This window comes from Bacteroidota bacterium, from assembly GCA_016721765.1.
In the GTDB taxonomy this organism is placed as follows: Bacteria; Bacteroidota; Bacteroidia; order UBA4408; family UBA4408; genus UBA4408.
In genome coordinates, this window is sequence record JADKHO010000001.1 from 1,569,594 (window position 1) to 1,589,321 (window position 19,728).

Below are 19,728 nucleotides of genomic sequence, written 5' to 3' on the forward strand. Positions count from 1 at the left end.
TTACTCCTGATAGTAAATGCGCTTAACACGCCTTGATACATTAGTGAGGACTTCGTAGGGAATTGTACCCATATCCTTTGCCATTTGGGCAATCGAATAGGCGTCGCCAAAAACAATCACTTCATCTCCTTCGTTCACATTAAGGTCGGTAACATCCAGCATACACATATCCATACAAATACTCCCAACAGTGGGTGCTACTTGTCCACCCACAATCATTTTACCTACACCATTGCCTAATTTTCGGTTATATCCATCGGCATAACCAATGGGGACAGTAGCAATTCGGGTAGGTTTCGAGAGCACCCCTTTCCGGCTATAACCAACGGTGTCGGGAGGTGAAACCAATTTAATTTGCGAAACTATTGTTTTTAAAGTACTCACATTTTGCAAATTCATTTGTTCGTAATCGTTTGCCGAGATACCATACATCCCAATACCCAAACGCACCATTTCGAATTGAGCACCTCCAAAACGGGCAATGCCGCTTGAATTTAAAATGTGTCGCAAGATTGGATACTCAAAATGTTTTTGAAATTGCGCACTCATTTGAGTAAAGGAATCAATTTGATTTCGGGTAAATGTATCATGCTCCTTTTCATCGCTTGCGGCGAGATGCGAAAAGACAGATTTTATAAGTAAATATTTATTGTTTTTGATTCTTACAATAAGCTCAGGAACATCTTTTTCTTCAAATCCCAAGCGATGCATACCTGTGTCGAGCTTAATGTGAATGGCAGTTGGTTTTCCGATACGTTTTACGACGTCACTAAAAATTCCGAGCATTCGAAAACTGTAAATTTCGGGCTCCAATTCATAATTCAACATTGCATCAAAGCTTTGCTCTTCGGGATTCATTACCATTATTGGGGTAGTGATTCCGGCTTTTCTCAATTCAATTCCTTCATCGGCATAAGCCACCGCTAAATAATCAATACGGTGAAATTGAAGTATGTTCGCAATTTCGAAGCTGCCGCTACCGTAAGAAAAAGCCTTTACCATGGCCATTAGTTTGGTTTTTTTATCGATAATGCTGCGGTAATAATTCAGGTTATGTACAAATGCATTTAAATTAATTTCAAGAACCGTTTCATGTGCTTTTTGCTGCAAAAGTTTGCTGATTTGTTCAAAGCCAAACGCACGCGCACCTTTCAGCAAAATTGTTTCATCTCTAAAAAAGGAAGTATTGTATCGATTCAAAAATTCGGATGTAGAGAAGTAAAAACTTTTTTCGCCCGAAAATAATTTTGCTTGGCGCGATATGGCTTCACCGATTCCGATTAAACGATGTACTTTTTTCTTTTGCAATAAATCGGCAACTTCTTTATACAGCGAGGCTTCATCTTTGCCGCTTTGTAATATATCGGAAAGAATCACCGTTCGTTTGTTGTGCTGTTTTTGTTGATTCAAAAAATCAAGTGCAATGGATAATGATCCTAAATCCGAATTGTAACTGTCGTTAATAATGGAGCAATTGTTCATGCCTTCCTTTAACTCCAAACGCATCGCTACCGGGCTCAGCAAGTGCATGCGGGCTTCAATAACCCTGTTGTTGTATCCCAACAAAAGCATAAAAGCCCAACATTGAATAGCATTTTCAATATAGGCATCATCCATAAATGGAATCGTAATACTTAGAAAATCGTTGTTATAAATTCCTTGAATTTTTGTCTCGGTGCTGAGCTTTTCAATTCTGCCAATTTGTAAGTCGGCCTTTGACTTGCGTGACCAAGAAAACAAGCGTGTTTGTGAAAATAGTTCAGAGTGGGTAATTTGCTCATGAATAACGGTGTAATCCTTGCAATAAATAAGTGATTCACAACCTTCAAATAATTTTAATTTTTCTTGTACTTTGTGAATTTCAGATGTAAAATTTTCACTGTGTGCTTGTCCAATATTTGTCAATAAGCCAAGTGTGGGGCGGATAATCTGATGCAAAAAGTGCATTTCATTGGGTTGTGAGATTCCGGCTTCGAAAATAGCTAATTCGTGCTCCGACTGCATTTCCCAAACCGACAACGGAACGCCCACTTGCGAATTGTAGCTTTTAGGACTGCGCACTATATTTTTATCCTCTCGCAGCAATTGAAACAGCCACTCTTTCACAATTGTTTTACCATTGCTTCCGGTTATTCCCAGCACAGGTATTTGAAATTGATTACGATGATATTCCGCCAATTTTTGCAAGGCTAAAAGTGTATCTGGAACCTTTAAAATAGTGCAATCCCTGAGTTGCGAAAAAATTTCAGGCACTTCCGATACCACAAAATTTCGTATCCCTTTTTGATATAAATCGGCAATAAATTTATGGCCATCGTTGCGCGCGCCTTTTATGGCAAAAAACAAGGAGTTGTCGGGCGAGGAGAGTCGTCTGCTGTCAAGCAACAAAAATTTAATTTCACAATCTGATGAGAGCTTTATTAATTCGGCATCCATGAGTTTGGAAATTCCGGAAATCGTGTAAGCAGAAAGGGGCATTTTTTTGGGTTCGTTAAATAGATTCTTGTGCTGTTCGTGCTTTGTTGTAGCAAAGTCTGCAAAGCGGCTCGTAGTTTTGTGTTTCGCCTAAAAGCACCAACGATTTCTCGTTGGTAGTGCGGTGTGAATGATTCGCCAAATTTCCGCAATGCACACAAATGGCATGCACTTTCGTTACGTCTTCTGCAATTGCCATGAGTGCAGGCATAGGCCCAAATGGCTTTCCTAAGAAATCGGTGTCCAAACCTGCAACAATCACACGTGTACCATTGTTGGCTAGGGTGTTACATACGTTCACAAGTTCCTCATCAAAAAATTGCGCTTCATCAATTCCAACTACGTCTACATCTCCCGAAAGGAGCAAAATGTTGGAGGAGGACTCCACCGGAGTGCTCATTATAAAATTTGAATCATGCGAAACTACTTTTTCTTCGTCGTATCGTGTATCAACCGATGGCTTGTAAATTTCAACTTTTTGCTTGGCAAATTTTGCGCGCTTAAGGCGACGTATCAACTCCTCTGTTTTTCCTGAAAACATAGAGCCACAAACCACTTCAATTGAGCCTTTTCGAGGACTTTGAGAAATATTATTTTCGTGAAAAACAGACATAGGATATTTTTTTTCTTTTTATCCACGGTAATTAATCAGAATAATTAATTTAGCCGATAGAAAGATTGCCTGCAAAAGTAATTTTTTTTTTAAGCCACATGACAAAAGAGCAAATAGGAAAAGAGATTAAAGAGCTGATTCGAAGCATTAAAACACATTATACCTTTGTGGAGGAGGAAGACCGGATTCCACTCATTGAGTTAGAGTTAATCACCTCAAAGATTCGTAAACTGTACGAAAAATCAATCATTAATAATTATTTGCACTCCAACGACGAGTCGTATATGTCGCAGGAACGTTCGCGCCGTTTTCATGACCGAGCTAACTTTGAAAGAAATAAACCGGTCACTTTTGTGCCCAAAGTCACAGAAAGCCCTCTTGTTGAAAAGCAAGAAACTATGACTCCTCCAACTCCTCAAATTGTTGCTGAGCAGCCACAAGCTCATCCAACAGCAGAGGAAGTTATGTCAACTCCCAAAGTAGAAGAGGCTTCTAAAACAACCAAGAGCACTTCTTCAGAAAAAGTGATAAAAGATTTAAAAATGCTGATTGGTATTAACGATAAATTTTTACTCATCAATAATCTTTTTGCCCGAAACGATGGCAATTATAAATTAGCAATCGAACAGTTAAGTACCCTTCGCACCTTTTCAGAATCAGAAAACTATGTACAAGGTTTAGCACGGCAAAACAATTGGAATACGGAAAGCTACGCATTTGTGCGCTTGCTCCAAATTCTGGAAAAGCGTTACAAATAAATTATTATCGTCTGAATGGCACTACTGTACATTGTCCCTACCCCAATTGGAAACTTGGAGGACATTACCCTTCGCGCCATCCGTACCCTAAAAGAAGTGGATTTTATTTTAGCAGAAGATACGCGAAAAACAGGCTTGTTGCTGCGCCATTATGAAATCCAGACCAAAATGTATTCGCATCATTTGCACAATGAACACAAAACCGTTGCTTCAATAGTATCGCGCATTGCAGGAGGCGAGAATGCTGCAATTGTTACAGATGCCGGTACCCCCGCAATTTCTGATCCCGGATTTCTACTCGTGCGTGAAGCAGTGAAGGAGGGCATTCAAATTATTACACTTCCCGGCGCCACAGCATTTGTGCCGGCACTTGTAAATTCGGGTTTGCCCAATGATCGATTTTGTTTTGAAGGCTTTTTACCGCAAAAAAAAGGCCGGCTCACAAAATTGCTTTCATTAAAAACCGAGGAACGTACCATGGTGTTTTACGAGTCACCCCATCGTTTAATAAAGGCGCTTGAAGAATTTCAGTTGCATTTCGGCGCAACAAGAAAAGCATCTGTATCACGCGAAATCAGTAAAATTTACGAAGAAACACAACGCGGTACAATTCCTGAAATAATTGCTTTTTATAAAGATAAAACCATTAAAGGAGAAATCGTTATTGTTGTGGAAGGATATAAAGAAGAACATGGGAAAGAATAAAAGGAAACCTGAATTCATTACCCTTCAACGTGTCGAAAAATCCGGATTGCCTCCCGGAACCCTGGAAGTTGTCGGCATTCAAGAAAAGGAAGAGGTCATCATTACCCTTATCGAATTCAATGAAAATAGTTTCACCGAGAAACGCATAACTTCTTTTCAAGACATTCTCGATTGTAAAGACAATAAAACCGTAAAATGGATCAATGTGGATGGCATTCACAATACGTCGGTTGTGGAACAAATTGGCAAGGCTTTTAACATACATCCCCTAACCTTAGAAGACATTGTGAATACAGATCAGCGTCCAAAATTCGAAGACTATGAATTTTACGATGTGGCCATGATGAAAATGCTCTATTACGACACCGATTTGCATGCAGAACAATTGTCGATTATTTTGCTCGATAACCTCGTAATTTCTTTTCAGGAAATACATGGTGGCGATGCATTTGACCCTATTCGCGAGCGCATTAAATCGGCTAAAGGGCGTATCCGAAAATGTGGCGCCGATTATTTGGCTTATGCACTCATCGATTCGATTGTGGATTCTTATTTTACCATTCTCGAAAAAATTGGAGATAAACTGGAAGCGCTGGATGAAGAAATCATGACCGACCCCAAACCGGAATCCTTGCGCAAATTGCACAACATGAAGTTGGAAATGATTTTTCTTAGAAAATCCGTGTGGCCTTTACGGGATTTAATAAACAACATCGAACGAAGTGAATCTAAATTATTTAAAGAGTCTACATCGGTGTATTTAAGAGACGTGCATGACCATACCATTCGTGTTATTGAAACTGTGGAGAGTTACCGTGATTTAATTTCCGGTATGATGGATATTTATCTTTCCAGCTTAAGTAACCGAATGAACGAAGTAATGAAAGTGTTGACCATTATTAGTACCATTTTCATTCCGGTTACCTTTATAGCAGGGGTGTACGGAATGAACTTTGATTTTATGCCCGAATTGCATTCTCGTTGGGGTTATGCCGGAGTTTGGATGTTGATGCTCGCAATTATGATTACACTAGGTGTTTATTTTAAGCGAAAAAAATGGCTGTAAAGCGGAGTAACAAAGGAAGCATCTCCCATGCTTAACAAAGATTAACAATCCCATTCTTGTTCGAAAAATTGCAAATAAAGAATTTTGACGCACAAGCATTTTAAAAATTTAGAACAATGAAAAAATTAACTACACTCATCGCATTTTTAATTACAATGAACGCAATTGCTCAAACTCCGGGTTTGGGGAATGAAACAGAAATAAATAAAACAGATGCCAATAAGTTAAAACAGGGTTTGTGGAAAGAAAAAGCCGGAAATATGAACATGGTAGGAACCTATCAAAACAATAAAAAGGATGGCGCCTGGAAAACCTACTATCCGGATGGTATGATTGGTAACATCGACGAATACAAGGATGATAAACGCAACGGAATAAGTTTGGAAATTAAAAATAACGGGTACCTGCGAAAAGAATGCTACTACAAGAACGATATATTAGAAGGAACTTACAAGTTATTTAGTACCAGCGGTCGTGCCGAACTCGAATCGAATTATAAAAATGGTAAATTGAATGGCCCTAAAAAAGTTTACTACCAAAACGCAACCCTGCAAGAAGAGAGTTTTTATGTTGACGATAAAAGAGATGGTCTTACTAAATGGTATTACGACGATGGAAAGGTGTCGATTGAGTATAACTATGTAAAGGGAAGCTTAGAAGGCATTCAAAAGTCTTTTTACAAAAATGGAAATCTGAACTCCGAAACCATGTACAAAAGCAACCAAATGCAAGGCGATTACAAGGAATACTTTGAAGATGGTAAAATCTTAAAAATCGCAGGAAGCTATGTAGCTGATAAAAAGGAAGGTACTTGGAAAGAGTTTGATAAGGAAGGAAAACTGCTTAAAACAGAAAAGTATAAAAACGATGAATTGGTTAAATAATGGGTAGTAATGAATTGGAAAGCCTTTAAATACAAGCTATTTAAAGGCTTTTTCATTTCTGTGTATTTCGTAACTTTGTAAAAAAATATCGAAAATATGGCTGAATCGAAAAAAGTAGTGCTCGTAATTATGGATGGCTGGGGTATTGGCGATGGTTCAAAATCGGATGTTATTGCCAATTCAAACACACCTTTTGTAGACAGCCTCTACAAAAATTATCCGCATTCATGGTTGTTGACTTCTGGAGAGCACGTAGGCTTGCCGGATGGACAAATGGGCAACTCAGAAGTGGGTCATCTCAATATTGGTGCAGGACGTATTGTGTACCAAGATTTGGTTATGATTAATAAAGCCATCAAGGAAAAAACAATTGATACTAATCCAATTTTAATGGAAGCATTTGAATATGCTAAGAAAAATAAGGTCAAAATTCATTTGATGGGCTTGGTTTCCAATGGCGGAGTGCATTCATCACAAGAGCACTTGCACAAACTGTGTAGTATGGCCCAAGAACATCAGCTTCAAAATGTTTTTGTGCATTGCTTTACCGATGGGCGTGATACTGATCCAAAAAGCGGACTCGGATTTATTTCAAAATTGCAGCAACATCTAAGTACTACTACTGTTAAGATAGCAAGTATATGCGGCAGGTATTATGCAATGGACCGCGACAAACGCTGGGAGCGCGTAAAACTCGCATACAATTTATTAGTGAAGGGTGAAGGTGATAAAGCACAGGATCCGCTAAAAGCTATTCAGGAAGCTTATGCTAACAACATTACAGATGAATTTATTAAACCCATTGTAATAACCAACTCTAACAATGAACCGCTAGCTACTATTGCGGATAAGGATGTGGTAATATGTTTTAATTTTAGAACAGATCGCTGTCGTGAGATTACTGAAGTGCTGAGCCAAAAGGATTTTCCCGAATTTGATATGAAGCGCAAAGAACTGTTTTATGTGACCATGACAAATTACGACGATACTTTTTTGAATGTGAAACCGGTATTTGATAAGGATAATTTGAATATGACCTTAGGAGAAGTAATGAGTAAAGCCGGTAAAAAACAAATTCGGATAGCTGAAACTGAAAAATATCCGCACGTTACCTTCTTTTTCTCCGGTGGAAGAGAAGCCGTTTTTGAAGGCGAAACCCGCTTGCTTATTCAGTCACCAAAAGTGGCAACTTATGATTTGCAACCCGAAATGAGCGCACACGGAATTGCCGATGCGATTTGTACCGAACTTAAAAACAAAGCTGTTGATTTTGTGTGCTTAAATTTCGCTAATGCAGATATGGTTGGACATACCGGTGTTTATGCTGCCGTTCAAAAGGCTGTCGAAACTGTTGATAGTTGTGTAAAGCAAGTTGTGCAGACAGGTGTTGCAAATGGATACTCCTTTATTATTATTGCCGATCACGGAAATGCCGACTTCGAAATTAATGCGGATGGCAGTCCAAATACTGCTCACACAACAAATCCGGTTCCTTGTATTTTAATTGATGCTCAATTTAAACTTATAAATAAGGGCAAGCTGGCAGATGTTGCACCTACTATTTTAAAGTTGATGCAGATTCCACAACCTTCCGAAATGACCGGTATTTCTTTGGTGTAGAACAATTCTTAAAAAATTTTCTGATTTGTGTAACCTTTGCTTCTCGGCAGAGGTATAAGAGTTGTGTTTTTTCTAGGATTGAGATTCTTGCGCTTTCCGGCATATTTTGACAAAACATTTAATTGCATTCACCACCGTGAATACAAAATTGCCGGGAGCGCAAGAACTTAATTCGGAAAAGAGAGTTCTCTGAAAAAAAAATATAAAAAACTGAAACCTTGTACTTCTTTTTTAAGTTAAAGAGTCAAGTGTTTTTTCTAGGATTGAGAAGCTTATGACTCCGGTGGATTTTAAAAAGACATTTTTAAACTATTCATCACCGTGAAAACCTAAATCTACCGGAGCTCATAGGTCTCATCTAATAAGAAAGCTGATTAGTATTGATTTTCATAAAGTTAAATTTTTAAGGGGTTAATTATTTAACATGCAAAGGCGCGGTTTCCGCGCCTTTGCTATTTCAACCCACTCCGTTTTATTTTCTACTCTTGCTTTTTATATCTTTGAAAAAAGATTGTTGTGAACCACATTTTATTATTTAATCCAAGGGCCGCCAATTCTAAGCCTCGTATCCCTAATTCCATTCTTTCGGTTGCCGCGAGTATTGAGGGTACTTATGAGTATGTAATCGTAGATGGAAACTTAGAGGATGCCCCACTTCAAAAAATTATGACTTACCTCCGATCAGGTACTTTTAAGTATTTTGGAGTAACATGTATGCCAGGTCCGCAATTAAAGGAAGCAATTCCATTCACCAAAATTATCAGAGCAGAATTCCCAGCGCTTAAAATATTTTGGGGCGGTTATTTTGCCAGCAATCAATACAAATCTGTTTTAAATTCATCCTGGGTAGATGTCGTAATTAATGGCCCAGGTGATAAGGCTTTTCCTGCATTGATAAAGGCTATGGAGAGAAATGAGGACTTGGAACAAATACCCAATTTGATTTTTAAAAAAGGAGATAGTTTTATTAAAACTAAAAAAGATGAATTGTATGATATGGATACCTTAAATCCATTGCCTTACCAAAAACTCAATTCATTTTACCCACTCCATAAGTACTTAGGAAGAACGTATTTGGGAACTAAAACAATTGCATATCATTCCAGTTTCGGATGCCCTTTTACTTGCTCGTTTTGCGCCGTGGTGCCCATCTATAATGCACGATGGAAGGGCAAATCGGCTCAAGGTATCTACACCGATATTAAATACCTGAAGACTAATTTTGGAGGAAATGCCATAGAGTTTCACGACAATAATTTTTTTGTTTCCGAAAAAAGAACAGTGGAATTTGCTAAATTAATTCACCCTGAAGGTCTGGTTTGGTGGGGTGAAGGAAGAATTGATACCATTCATAAATACTCCGATGAATCTTTAAAAATTATGCGCGATTCGGGTTGTAAAATGATTTTTTTTGGGGCTGAAACCGGGAACGATGCAGTTTTAAAGCGGATGGATAAGGGCGGCACACAAACCGGTCAGCAAATCATGGATTTTGCAGCTCGAATGAAAAAGGTGGATATAATTCCTGAATATTCTTTTGTGCTCGGTCTGCCAGGTGATTCACCCGAACAAGTGATGGCACAAATTGATGAAGACATCGCTTTTATTAAACGTATAAAGGAAATAAATCCGGATACTGAAATTATTATTTACCTCTATAGCCCTGTTCCAACCGAAGGCTCAGAGATGTATGAACAAGTTTTAAAAAGTGGGTTTCGTTTTCCGGAGCACCTCGAAGATTGGTTAAGCCCAGCTTGGGAAAAATTTGATTTGCGCAAAAATCCTTTAACCCCATGGCTTAACGCAGAAATGATTGACAAAATAAAGAATTTTGAAACCGTGTTGAATGGTTACTTTCCAACTGTTTCCGATGTTCGACTTAGTCCGGCTAAACGAAAAATTATAAGTACCCTTTCAAAAATCCGCTACCAAACAGGGTTTCACCAGTATCCAATTGAAATTAAAGCTTTACAAAAGCTTTGGAAGTATCGCCAACCGGAGATTCAAGGGTTTTAGAAAGGAAGGGCAATGAACATCATTAGAAAGATTTTTCGCAAAATTTTATCCATCAGCCTACAGCCTATATTAAAACGTTATTTGGATAGCCCACGAAATTATTCCTATCAAGATCTGAAATTGCGCATTGCTCCTGGAGTATTTCATCCCGGATTTTTTTTTAGTACAACATTCTTATTGGATCACCTCAAAGCGCTAAACTTACACGAAAAATCATTTTTGGAATTAGGCGCAGGAAGTGCATTGTTATCGTTTTATGCCAATGCACAAGGTGCACAAGTTACAGCAAGCGATATAAGTGAAACGGTGCTTTCCAATATAACATTCAATCAGCTAGTGAATCAGCAAAAGTTCCGGCTTATTCATTCTAATTTATTTAAGGATATCCCAGCACAAAAATTCGACATTATTGTAATTAACCCCCCGTATTATAAAAGGAATCCTAAAACGGAAGCTCAATATGCATGGTATTGCGGAGAAGGCTTAGATTATTTTTACAACTTGTTTCAATCCTTGCGCGATTATATTTTAAGTGAATCAGCTGTTTTGATGGTGCTTTCAGAAGATTGCGATGTGATTGAAATAAAATCAATTGCTGCAAAAAATAATTTTACCCTAAAGGAAATTAAACGAAAGCGCATTTGGATGGAAGAAAATTATATTTTTCAAGTAAAATCCAATATGCAATAATTAAAGGGGGCTTAAAGTCATTGAATGACGACGCATGTAAAATTGACTCGTCTAACTTTATCGACTAAATAAGTGTTTAATTTTATTTTCTATCTTTAAAAAATGGAAATTGCCCTAAAGGAAAGCAGCACTTCAACTAGCACAAAACTCAGCACACAGGCTGCTGCATTGTTGAAAACATTGCTTTATTTCGATATTTTTAATTACCCTTTGACATCTTCCGAATTGCTTGAATATTGCCAAGGTGATACGATTGATGCCTGCGAAATGGCAAAATCTTTAGAGGTATTAACACAAAAGAACTACATCATTAAACAGGGTGAATTTTATTTTCTTTCCGATAGAGAAGCATTAATTGAGCGGAGAAAAAACGGAAATGCTGAAGCTGAAAAAAAAATGAAAGTGGCGCAGTACATGTCGGATTTTATCTCAAAATTTCCCTTTGTACAATCCGTTAGCATTTCGGGTTCGCTTTCCAAAAACTACATGGACAAGGAATCCGATATTGATTTTTTTATCATCACCACCCCGCATCGTTTGTGGCTTTGCAGAGGAATTTTGGTGGCATTCAAAAAGATTGTACTATTCAATTCACGAAAACATTTTTGCATTAATTATTACCTCGATAGTGAAAACCTTGAGATTCCCGATAGAAATATTTTTACCGCCACAGAAATAGTTTTTTTAAAACCCACTTTTAATCTAGAGTTGTTTAAAAAATTTAGAGCAAGTAATGACTGGTGTGCTTGCTACTATCCGAATAAAGCAACAGTTGAGAATAGTGAGCTAATAAATTCCAAAAATGGTTTAATGAAGAAGGTTTTGGAAAAGTTGTTGGCTGGTTATTTAGGTGAGAAACTAGACAGCTTTTTTTTCAAAATGACATTAAATCGTTGGAAGAAAAAATTCCCGCATTTTAATACCGAAGAATTTGATTTAAATCTTCGATCCCGTAAAAATGTTTCAAAGCATCATCCACGCGGCTATCAAAAAATAGTACTGGAATCATTTCAGGAAAAAATTCGCGATTTCGAACTGCGATTTAATGTTAAACTGCATTAATTTGTGAGTTGCAATTGCACTTTTCTCTCTTATTTCTTAATAGCTTTGCTCCTCAATTAAAAATTCATTTCTGATTCTTGCATGGACCCTAAAAAGCATTCTCCTTTTCAACCTTTCTTTTATGCGCTCGTGTTAGCACTAGGTGTATTTCTAGGGTATAAAATAAATCAATCCTCTAACCTCGGAATGTTGATTCCCGGTATGAAAAATTCCGGTTCCGGTAAAGTAAATCAAGTTTTGAATTACATCGAGCAGGAGTATGTGGATACCATTAGCAAAGCGCGTTTAACTGATGAAGCAATAACTTCATTACTGCAAAACTTGGATCCACACTCGGCATATATACCGGCTAGTGAAGTGCAGGCAATGAATGAGCCTATGCAGGGAAATTTTGAAGGAATTGGTATCGAGTTTAATATTCTTAACGATACCATAATTGTGGTTGCAGCCTTAGCGGGTGGCCCTTCTGAAGCACTTGGAATTAAAGCAGGTGACAGAATTGTGAAAATAGAAGCTGAAAATGTGGGTGGAATCAAAATTAAAAATAACGATGTGCTCAAACGCTTGCGGGGCGAGGGTGGTACAAAAGTTAAAATAAGCATTAAGCGCAGAGGTATAGCAAAACTAATGGACTATACCATTACCCGGGGTAAAATTCCAATTTACAGTGTGGATGCTGCATATATGTTAAACAACACAACAGGGTATATTAAAGTTAGTCGATTTGCAGCAACCACTTATGACGAGTTTTTAAAAGCTTCTGATGATTTGCTCGATAAAGGAATGCTTAGTCTTGTGTTAGATTTGCGCGGCAACCCCGGTGGGTACTTAAACACCGCCATAAGTATTTGTGATGAGTTTCTTTCGAGTGGAAAAAAAATTGTGTACACCAAAGGAAAGTCCCATCCTCGTGAAGATTACACAGCCACATCTTCAGGTAGCCTCGAAAAAATTAAGCTAGCTGTTTTAATTGATGAAGGATCTGCCAGTGCGAGCGAAATTGTTAGTGGAGCGATTCAAGACAACGATCGAGGGACTATCATTGGAAGGCGTTCTTTCGGGAAGGGCTTAGTACAGCAGCAAAGCGATTTTCAGGATGGTTCTGCTCTTCGACTAACCATTGCACGCTATTACACACCTACCGGAAGATGCATTCAAAAGCCTTATGTGAAAGGGGATCCGGAAGATTACTACAATGAAGAATATACACGGTATAAACATGGAGAATTAGTAAATGCCGACAGTATTCATTTTGCAGATTCACTTAAATTTATTACTCCCATGGGAAAGGTTGTGTATGGCGGCGGCGGCATCATGCCCGATATTTTTGTGCCCTTGGATACAAGTGTGCGTTCGCGTTTTTTAACCGATTTGATTGTAAAAGGAACAATTGGCCAATTTGCTATTTCCTATTCGGATGATGAACGAAGCAAGCTAAAAACTTATAGTTCCTATTCGGATTTTAATGCACGCTTTCAAGTAAATGAAGCCATGTTTAATAGGTTTCTAAAATATGCTGAAAAGGACAGTATTAAAACTGCAACGGCAAGAGATCTTCTAGTTTCTCGCAAAATCATAAACGAACAATTAAAAGCGTTGATTGCCCGAAATATGTGGCGAAACGAAGGCTATTATTCAGTTATGAATGCGAACGACAAATCAATTGAAGTAGCATTGAAGGAGGTAGGAAAATAAAAAAAAGAGAACCTGTTAAGAATTCTCTTTTAAATCATTGCACAAGCGGTTAAGCTTAGTGAGCAGCTGTGTCAGCTGGCATTGCAGCAGAATCAACAGGTGCAGCAGCAGCAGAAGCAGCTTCAGCAGCTTTCATTACTGAATCAGCAGCAGCAGCAGCAGCCAAAGAATCAGCTTCAGCTTTAGCTTTGTCAGCAGCACCGCCACCACAAGAAGCTAATACAACCACAGTTGCAGCTAAAAGAAGTAAAGAGATTTTTTTCATTTTTGGTTAAGTTTATTTTGTTTATAATGGCGTAAAAGTAAACGAATTATAAAAACAGACTCTATTTTTTTCAATTATTTAGTAACAACTATTTGTGAATAATTCCTACTTTTGAACTTCTTCTACCTTTAACTCTCAAACTAAAAAATAAAAACATGGCATTCGAACTCCCTAAATTACCCTATGCATACGATGCATTGGAACCGCATATTGATGCGAAAACAATGGAAATTCACCATTCCAAGCACCACAATGCTTACGTTACAAATTTGAACAATGCTATAGCCGGTACCGATGCTGAAAAAATGACATTGGACCAACTCATTGCTTCCATTTCAAAATATCCAATGCCTGTGCGTAACAACGGTGGCGGACATTTTAACCACAGTTTATTTTGGACTATACTTGCTCCTAACGCTGGTGGCGCACCAAGTGGCGATTTGGCAACTGCAATCAATACGGCATTTGGTTCTTTCGACAAGTTAAAGGAAGAATTTAATAAAGCCGCTACCACTCGTTTTGGAAGTGGATGGGCATGGCTAATTGTACACGATGGAAAATTGGTGGTGACATCAACTCCCAATCAAGACAATACTTTAATGGATATTGCAGAAGTAAAAGGAACACCTATTTTAGCGTTGGATGTATGGGAACATGCGTATTACTTGCATTACCAAAACCGCCGTCCCGATTATATTACGGCATTTTGGAATTTAGTAAATTGGACTGAAGTTTCGCGTAGATTTGCTGCTGCAAAATAATTTTTAAATCCCGAATGAACGCAAAATCTTTTGTACTGATTTTACTACTTCTCGGATTTAAATTCACTCTTAAGGCGGAATCATTTTTACAACTTGAAAATGATTCCGCTTTTTATTACTCCACCAATTCAAATCTTGAAATTGAAGAATTAGTGTCGCAGGAGCAATTGGCTCTTGACGATAACTTGCAATTGCATAAAAATTCTAAACTCGCATTAAAATACGCAGCCGCGTTTCACGAAAACAAGAGATTAACAGCAGCCATGCTTACCTTTGCTTTAGGAATGTTAGGTGTGCATCGATTATACTTAGGCACCAAACCATGGATACCTGCCGTTTATTTGTTAACCTTTGGAGGGGGGTTTCTAATACTTCCACTTATTGATTTGGGTGTCATTTTGTTTTGCAAAGATATCAGCCAGTATGAGCACAACGATAAGGTGCTGATGTGGGTGAAGTAACAGAAGGCCCAATATTTTTTCTCATCCCGACTAAATCTTATCGATGCTCCCAATATCCTTAATGCAAATAAATTTCATCGACATGTAATTATAACCAGCCCTAAAAGGGTGCCCCATCCTCTGAAAAGGGCATAGCCTTTTTTATCAAGGTTCTATGATTGCCATCGCTGAAAATCAAGAAATGTAAGCGCACTTAATGCTCCAAAATTCTAGAAAAATGGCAACGACTGCAAGAATATAAAAAACAAAAAAAACTCACTGTTTGTCAGTGAGTTTTTTTTGTGTTATAGGTAAGTTTATTTTTTATATCCCACCAGCATCGAAACACAAGCACTTTGATTTAAATCGTTTGTGCTTTTTGCATTGGGTACAATTACTTCTATTACAATTTGCTGGGTGCTTGTCATTTTAAAATCCCAAGAAGTAGCGTTGTTGTGCTCACGGCTATCAAACAGTGGTTTTTTATCCATATCCGTTACTTTAAAAGAAATGGTACCAAGTATTTCTTGTCCGCAAATCAATAAGCGATATTCTTGTCCCGAATAAAATGTCATTTGCATTTCTGCTGATTCACCGGGTGAAAGCGTGGTGCTATTTAATTGGCCATTGTGCAAGAAAGGAGCTAATCCCGGCATGCATTTTTTCATGGTAAAATTTTTGCATTGCGCCGAAACATTAGTAACTGTAAATGCTACAGCCACCATCAACAACACTACAGAATACTTCAAAACTGTTTTTCTCATCGCTCTATAATTATTTAATTATGCTGGTTCGGATGGCGTCTACTTTTGCTGAAATTGTTGCAAGCTGCTCAGGAGTGAGGGAAGCATTTCCATCGTTACCAATAGTGGTTTGTTTTGCAGCATCATCAGTAGTTGCATCTGTTTTTGTAGCTGCACCACCTAAACTTGCATATACATCGTTCAAACTTTTTAATTGATTTAATACATCGGCTAAGCTAGGATCATTTGGATACGATTCAATTAACGAAACTAAATTTTCTAATACTGATTTTTGTTCAGCAATTCGAGTAACAATCGTGTTGTTTTTAGCTTCTTTACCGGCAATTTTGGTAGCAATATAAAGTCCTTCAATCCAACCACCTGCAATAATTAAAGCAGAGGTACTCGCTCTTTCATTTTCTTTCAAATAAGCATCCGTAGTAAGGTATGCATCCGAAACAATTTGCAACAAGGAATCTTTATTGTTTACATTTTTTTCTAAACGGTCAACTGTTTCAGGAGTAAAAGCACCTGTAATTCCAAGGGCATCAGCTAGTTTTTTTGAACAAGCCATGTATTGCATGCTGGGTTGTGTTTGATCAAAAATACTGGTATAACTCAAATCAGCACCGTATATCCCAAGGTTTAGCGCCATGCTGGTATTGGTAGTATATTTAGATACATTTTCTTTTGGATTCAGCAAATCTTTATTGTAATTGGCACCACTCTGTTTAATCATGTTAGCCGTTTCTACCGGAGATGGAATGGCATAAAAAACTTTTTTTGCCTTTTTTGTCATCTCGCTCTGAGCAGCAGAGTCTTGAGGATTTGCACTACTTCCACCTTCAGCTCCATCACCACCGCAGGACGCAAATAGGGTAGCCATTGCTATACTGAGAAATAATTTTGTAGTTGATGCTGTTTTTATCATATCACTTGTTGGTTTAAAAATAATTGAAGTCAAAGTTATAGAATAAAAAGAAAAATCAAATTATTCAGCCAAATTTTTTGAAATTTATTTAATGCGCTGCCAACCAGTTGATTCCAGTGCCTATTTCAACTTCAATAGGTACCTGCATTGCTATTGCATTTTTCATGTGGGCAGCAATTACAGGCTTTACCGTTTCCAATTCCGGCTTAAATACATCAAATACCAATTCATCGTGTACCTGAAGTAACATTTTGCTTTTAAAATTGTTTTCCTTGAAAGCCTTGTCAATGCTAATCATGGCAATTTTTATCATGTCGGCAGCTGAGCCTTGTATCGGCGCATTAATTGCGTTTCTTTCGGCCTGTGCACGAACTGTCTGATTTTTATCGTTGATGTCGCGGAGGTATCTTCTGCGTCCCATCATGGTTTCAACGTATCCATTGCTTCGCGCAAACTCAATATTGCTATCCATCAAATCGCGAATGCTGGGATATTGGGCAAAATAATTATCAATAATTTCAGCGGCTTCCTTACGTGGAATGTTTAAAGTTTGCGAAAGTCCAAATGCGGTTTGGCCATAGGATATTCCAAAGTTCACAGCCTTGGCTTTTCTGCGCATTTCCTTATCGACCGCCTCCAAGCTCACTCCAAAAACTTTTGACGCTGTTGCTGAATGTATATCCACTCCATTTTTAAATGCTTCAAACATCCCGGTATCCTTGCTCAATTCTGCAATAATGCGCAATTCAATTTGGGAGTAATCGGCTGATAGAATTAAAAACTCTTCGCTCCGTGCAATAAATGCTTTGCGCACTTCTCTTCCTTTTTCGGTGCGGATGGGTATGTTTTGCAAATTGGGTTTATCCGAACTTAAGCGCCCGGTAGCCGCCACCACTTGGTTGTAGGAGGTATGAATTTTTCCGGTACGCGGATTTATCATGGTAGGCAATGGATCTACATAGGTGTTTTTTAATTTTTGCAATTCTCTAAAAATTAAAATTTGCTCTACAATTGGATTGGCCGGAGCAAGCTTTTCGAGTATGTCTTCGCCCGTGGCATATTGCCCGGTTTTAGTCTTCTTTGCCTTGTCGGATATTTTTAAATGATCAAATAATATTTCTCCCAATTGTTTTGGAGAGGCAATATTGAAAGTAGTTCCGGCTTGCTTATAAATTTCTTCTTGCACTTTAATTAATTCTTCTTTTAACTCCTGCGAGAAAATGCCTAGCGCAGCGGTATCCAAATTTATTCCTTCCGCTTCCATGTCTGCAAGTACCGGCATCAAAGGCATTTCAATGGTTTCGAATATTTTTTTGGTGTTGTCTTTTTCCAACATAGGTTCAAAAACGGTGCGCAATTGAAAAGTTACATCAGCATCTTCGGCAGCATATTCTTTTATTGCTTCCACTGCTACATCCCGCATACTTTGCTGGTTTTTGCCTTTAGGGCCAATAAGCGTTTCAATCGAAACCGGACTATAATTCAAATACGTTTCTGCCAACACATCCATACTGTGGCGCATATCGGGTTGAAGGATGTAATGCGCAATCATAGTATCGAATTTTGGTCCATTCACCGCAATACCATAATTGCGGAGCACTGACATATCGTATTTCATATTTTGCCCAACTTTCTCTATCGCAGCATTTGCAAATAACTCCTTAAATTCGTTCAAAATGTTTTGAGCTTCCTTTTGATCGGCCGCAACCGGCACATACCAAGCTTCGCCTTTTTTAATTGAAAAAGAAAGACCTACAATTTCTACATTAAAAACATCTAAGCCAGTAGTTTCACTATCAAAGCAAAAGCTCTTTTGGTTACCTAACAATTGAATGAGAGCGGCTCGCTTTTCAGGTGTATCGGCTAAATTGTAGGTGTGGTCAACTGTAGTGAGTGTTGCATAATTTTTTGTACCCGCATCGCTTTCGCTGGATGCAAATAGCGTTGAAGCCTGTTCAGCGTCCGATTCATCTGCTGCAAACATATTGGTTTGTCCGGCTGCTTTTGCTTTTTTCTCTTGTGAAGTAGCAGTATTATTTTTTTGCGATTCACTTGGCTCGGCCGCAATTTTTTCGCCCAATATTTGCTCGGCAAGTCTTCTAAATTCCAGTTCGGTAAATAATTCGCGCAAAGCCTCTTTATTGGGCTCTTTCAGTAAGAGTTGTGCCGCATCAAATTCAATTGGTGCATCGCAAATAATAGTGGCCAATTTTTTGGACAAGATGGCCTTGTCTTTATTGCCCTCCACTTTTTCTTTTAATTTCCCCTTGAGTTTATCTGTGTTTTGCAATAAATTTTCAACGGTTCCAAAATCTTTTACTAATTGCATTGCGGTCTTTTCACCCACTCCGGGGATACCTGGAATATTATCCACTTTATCACCCATCAAACCCAATATGTCAATTACTTGATCTACGCGCTCTATTTCCCAGCGTTTGCATATTTCAGCAATACCCAACACTTCTGCGCCATTGCCTAAGCGTGCGGGTTTAAACATGAAAATATTTTCGGAAACCAATTGCCCATAATCTTTATCGGGTGTCATCATATAAGTTACAAATCCTTCCTTTTCGGCCTTCTTAGCAAGTGTCCCAATTAAATCATCGGCTTCATATCCATCCAAAAAAAGCGACGGAATATTAAATGCTTCCACTACTTTATAAATATAGGGAATAGCTAAACTCAAATCGGCCGGCATTTCTTCGCGATGGGCTTTGTATTCACTAAACTCTTCATGTCGTGTGGTGGCAGCAGCAGTATCAAACACCACAGCGAGGTGAGTAGGTTTTTCTTTTTTCATCACCTCGAGTAATGTATTGGTAAAACCTAATACAGCCGAGGTGTTTAGCCCCTTTGAATTAACTCGTTGGTTATTTGCAAAAGCAAAATACGCACGGTAAATGAGCGCAAAGGCATCTAATAGAAATAACTTTTTTACTTGTTCCATTTTAAAAAATTGAGGAACAAATGTATTGATTTGAAGGAGAAACTGTGGAGAAAAGTA

At 38.2% G+C, this 19,728-nt stretch carries 17 protein-coding genes; 11 read left to right on the forward strand and 6 right to left on the reverse strand.

The window, feature by feature from the left end:
* Together IPP32_05585 and IPP32_05590 are read right to left on the reverse strand one after the other, a co-directional pair.
* Nucleotides 1-2,478, reverse strand: a complete 2,478-nt coding sequence (locus tag IPP32_05585) for a bifunctional UDP-N-acetylmuramoyl-tripeptide:D-alanyl-D-alanine ligase/alanine racemase (protein MBL0047555.1) — start codon at nt 2,476-2,478, stop codon at nt 1-3.
* A 13-nt stretch (nt 2,479-2,491) separates the two neighbouring features.
* Nucleotides 2,492-3,088 carry a thymidine kinase gene (locus IPP32_05590; protein MBL0047556.1) on the reverse strand — a complete coding sequence of 199 codons (597 nt, stop codon included), beginning with the start codon at nt 3,086-3,088 and terminating at the stop codon, nt 2,492-2,494.
* Between the two features lie 98 nt (nt 3,089-3,186).
* Here IPP32_05590 and IPP32_05595 point away from each other — a divergent pair, with 98 nt between their 5' ends.
* The 9 genes from IPP32_05595 to IPP32_05635 all read left to right on the forward strand — a co-directional run bounded on the left by IPP32_05595 (nt 3,187) and on the right by IPP32_05635 (nt 13,584).
* Nucleotides 3,187-3,846 carry a hypothetical protein gene (locus IPP32_05595; protein MBL0047557.1) on the forward strand — a complete coding sequence of 220 codons (660 nt, stop codon included), beginning with the start codon at nt 3,187-3,189 and terminating at the stop codon, nt 3,844-3,846.
* A 15-nt stretch (nt 3,847-3,861) separates the two neighbouring features.
* Entirely contained in the window at nt 3,862-4,551 is a 690-nt protein-coding gene (gene rsmI / locus IPP32_05600) for a 16S rRNA (cytidine(1402)-2'-O)-methyltransferase (protein ID MBL0047558.1), read from the forward strand.
* Complete coding sequence (gene corA, locus IPP32_05605) at nt 4,538-5,617, forward strand: magnesium/cobalt transporter CorA (protein ID MBL0047559.1); 1,080 nt, start codon at nt 4,538-4,540, stop codon at nt 5,615-5,617. The genes rsmI and corA overlap by 14 nt, the downstream gene beginning before the upstream one ends.
* A 116-nt stretch (nt 5,618-5,733) precedes the next feature.
* Complete coding sequence (locus IPP32_05610; protein ID MBL0047560.1) at nt 5,734-6,501, forward strand: toxin-antitoxin system YwqK family antitoxin; 768 nt, start codon at nt 5,734-5,736, stop codon at nt 6,499-6,501.
* Between the two features lie 96 nt (nt 6,502-6,597).
* Nucleotides 6,598-8,121: a 2,3-bisphosphoglycerate-independent phosphoglycerate mutase gene (locus tag IPP32_05615; protein MBL0047561.1), complete on the forward strand. Its 1,524-nt coding sequence runs from the start codon at nt 6,598-6,600 to the stop codon at nt 8,119-8,121.
* 516 nt (nt 8,122-8,637) lie between these two features.
* On the forward strand, nt 8,638-10,137 hold the full coding sequence (locus IPP32_05620; GenBank protein ID MBL0047562.1) for a B12-binding domain-containing radical SAM protein: 1,500 nt from the start codon (nt 8,638-8,640) through the stop codon (nt 10,135-10,137).
* Between the two features lie 12 nt (nt 10,138-10,149).
* Nucleotides 10,150-10,827 carry a methyltransferase gene (locus tag IPP32_05625; GenBank protein ID MBL0047563.1) on the forward strand — a complete coding sequence of 226 codons (678 nt, stop codon included), beginning with the start codon at nt 10,150-10,152 and terminating at the stop codon, nt 10,825-10,827.
* A gap of 102 nt (nt 10,828-10,929) precedes the next feature.
* Nucleotides 10,930-11,889 (forward strand): nucleotidyltransferase domain-containing protein, encoded by a 960-nt coding sequence (locus tag IPP32_05630; GenBank protein ID MBL0047564.1) that lies wholly within the window; start codon nt 10,930-10,932, stop codon nt 11,887-11,889.
* An 81-nt stretch (nt 11,890-11,970) separates the two neighbouring features.
* Entirely contained in the window at nt 11,971-13,584 is a 1,614-nt protein-coding gene (locus tag IPP32_05635) for a S41 family peptidase (GenBank protein MBL0047565.1), read from the forward strand.
* A gap of 55 nt (nt 13,585-13,639) precedes the next feature.
* Here the strand turns inward: IPP32_05635 and IPP32_05640 are convergent, their stop codons facing one another.
* Complete coding sequence (locus IPP32_05640; protein ID MBL0047566.1) at nt 13,640-13,849, reverse strand: hypothetical protein; 210 nt, start codon at nt 13,847-13,849, stop codon at nt 13,640-13,642.
* A gap of 155 nt (nt 13,850-14,004) precedes the next feature.
* Here IPP32_05640 and IPP32_05645 point away from each other — a divergent pair, with 155 nt between their 5' ends.
* Both IPP32_05645 and IPP32_05650 read left to right on the forward strand, forming a co-directional pair.
* Nucleotides 14,005-14,610 (forward strand): superoxide dismutase, encoded by a 606-nt coding sequence (locus IPP32_05645; protein ID MBL0047567.1) that lies wholly within the window; start codon nt 14,005-14,007, stop codon nt 14,608-14,610.
* Nucleotides 14,611-14,624: 14 nt separating this feature from the next.
* Nucleotides 14,625-15,071, forward strand: a complete 447-nt coding sequence (locus IPP32_05650; protein ID MBL0047568.1) for a TM2 domain-containing protein — start codon at nt 14,625-14,627, stop codon at nt 15,069-15,071.
* 296 nt (nt 15,072-15,367) lie between these two features.
* On the opposite strand, the gene IPP32_05655 is transcribed toward IPP32_05650, so the two are convergent.
* From IPP32_05655 to polA, 3 genes are all read right to left on the reverse strand, one after another.
* Complete coding sequence (locus IPP32_05655; GenBank protein MBL0047569.1) at nt 15,368-15,814, reverse strand: hypothetical protein; 447 nt, start codon at nt 15,812-15,814, stop codon at nt 15,368-15,370.
* A gap of 10 nt (nt 15,815-15,824) precedes the next feature.
* A complete protein-coding gene (locus tag IPP32_05660; protein ID MBL0047570.1) occupies nt 15,825-16,724 on the reverse strand; it encodes a hypothetical protein in 900 nt (299 codons plus the stop codon).
* A gap of 88 nt (nt 16,725-16,812) precedes the next feature.
* On the reverse strand, nt 16,813-19,671 hold the full coding sequence (gene polA, locus IPP32_05665) for a DNA polymerase I (GenBank protein ID MBL0047571.1): 2,859 nt from the start codon (nt 19,669-19,671) through the stop codon (nt 16,813-16,815).
* Between the last annotated feature and the right edge of the window lie 57 nt (nt 19,672-19,728).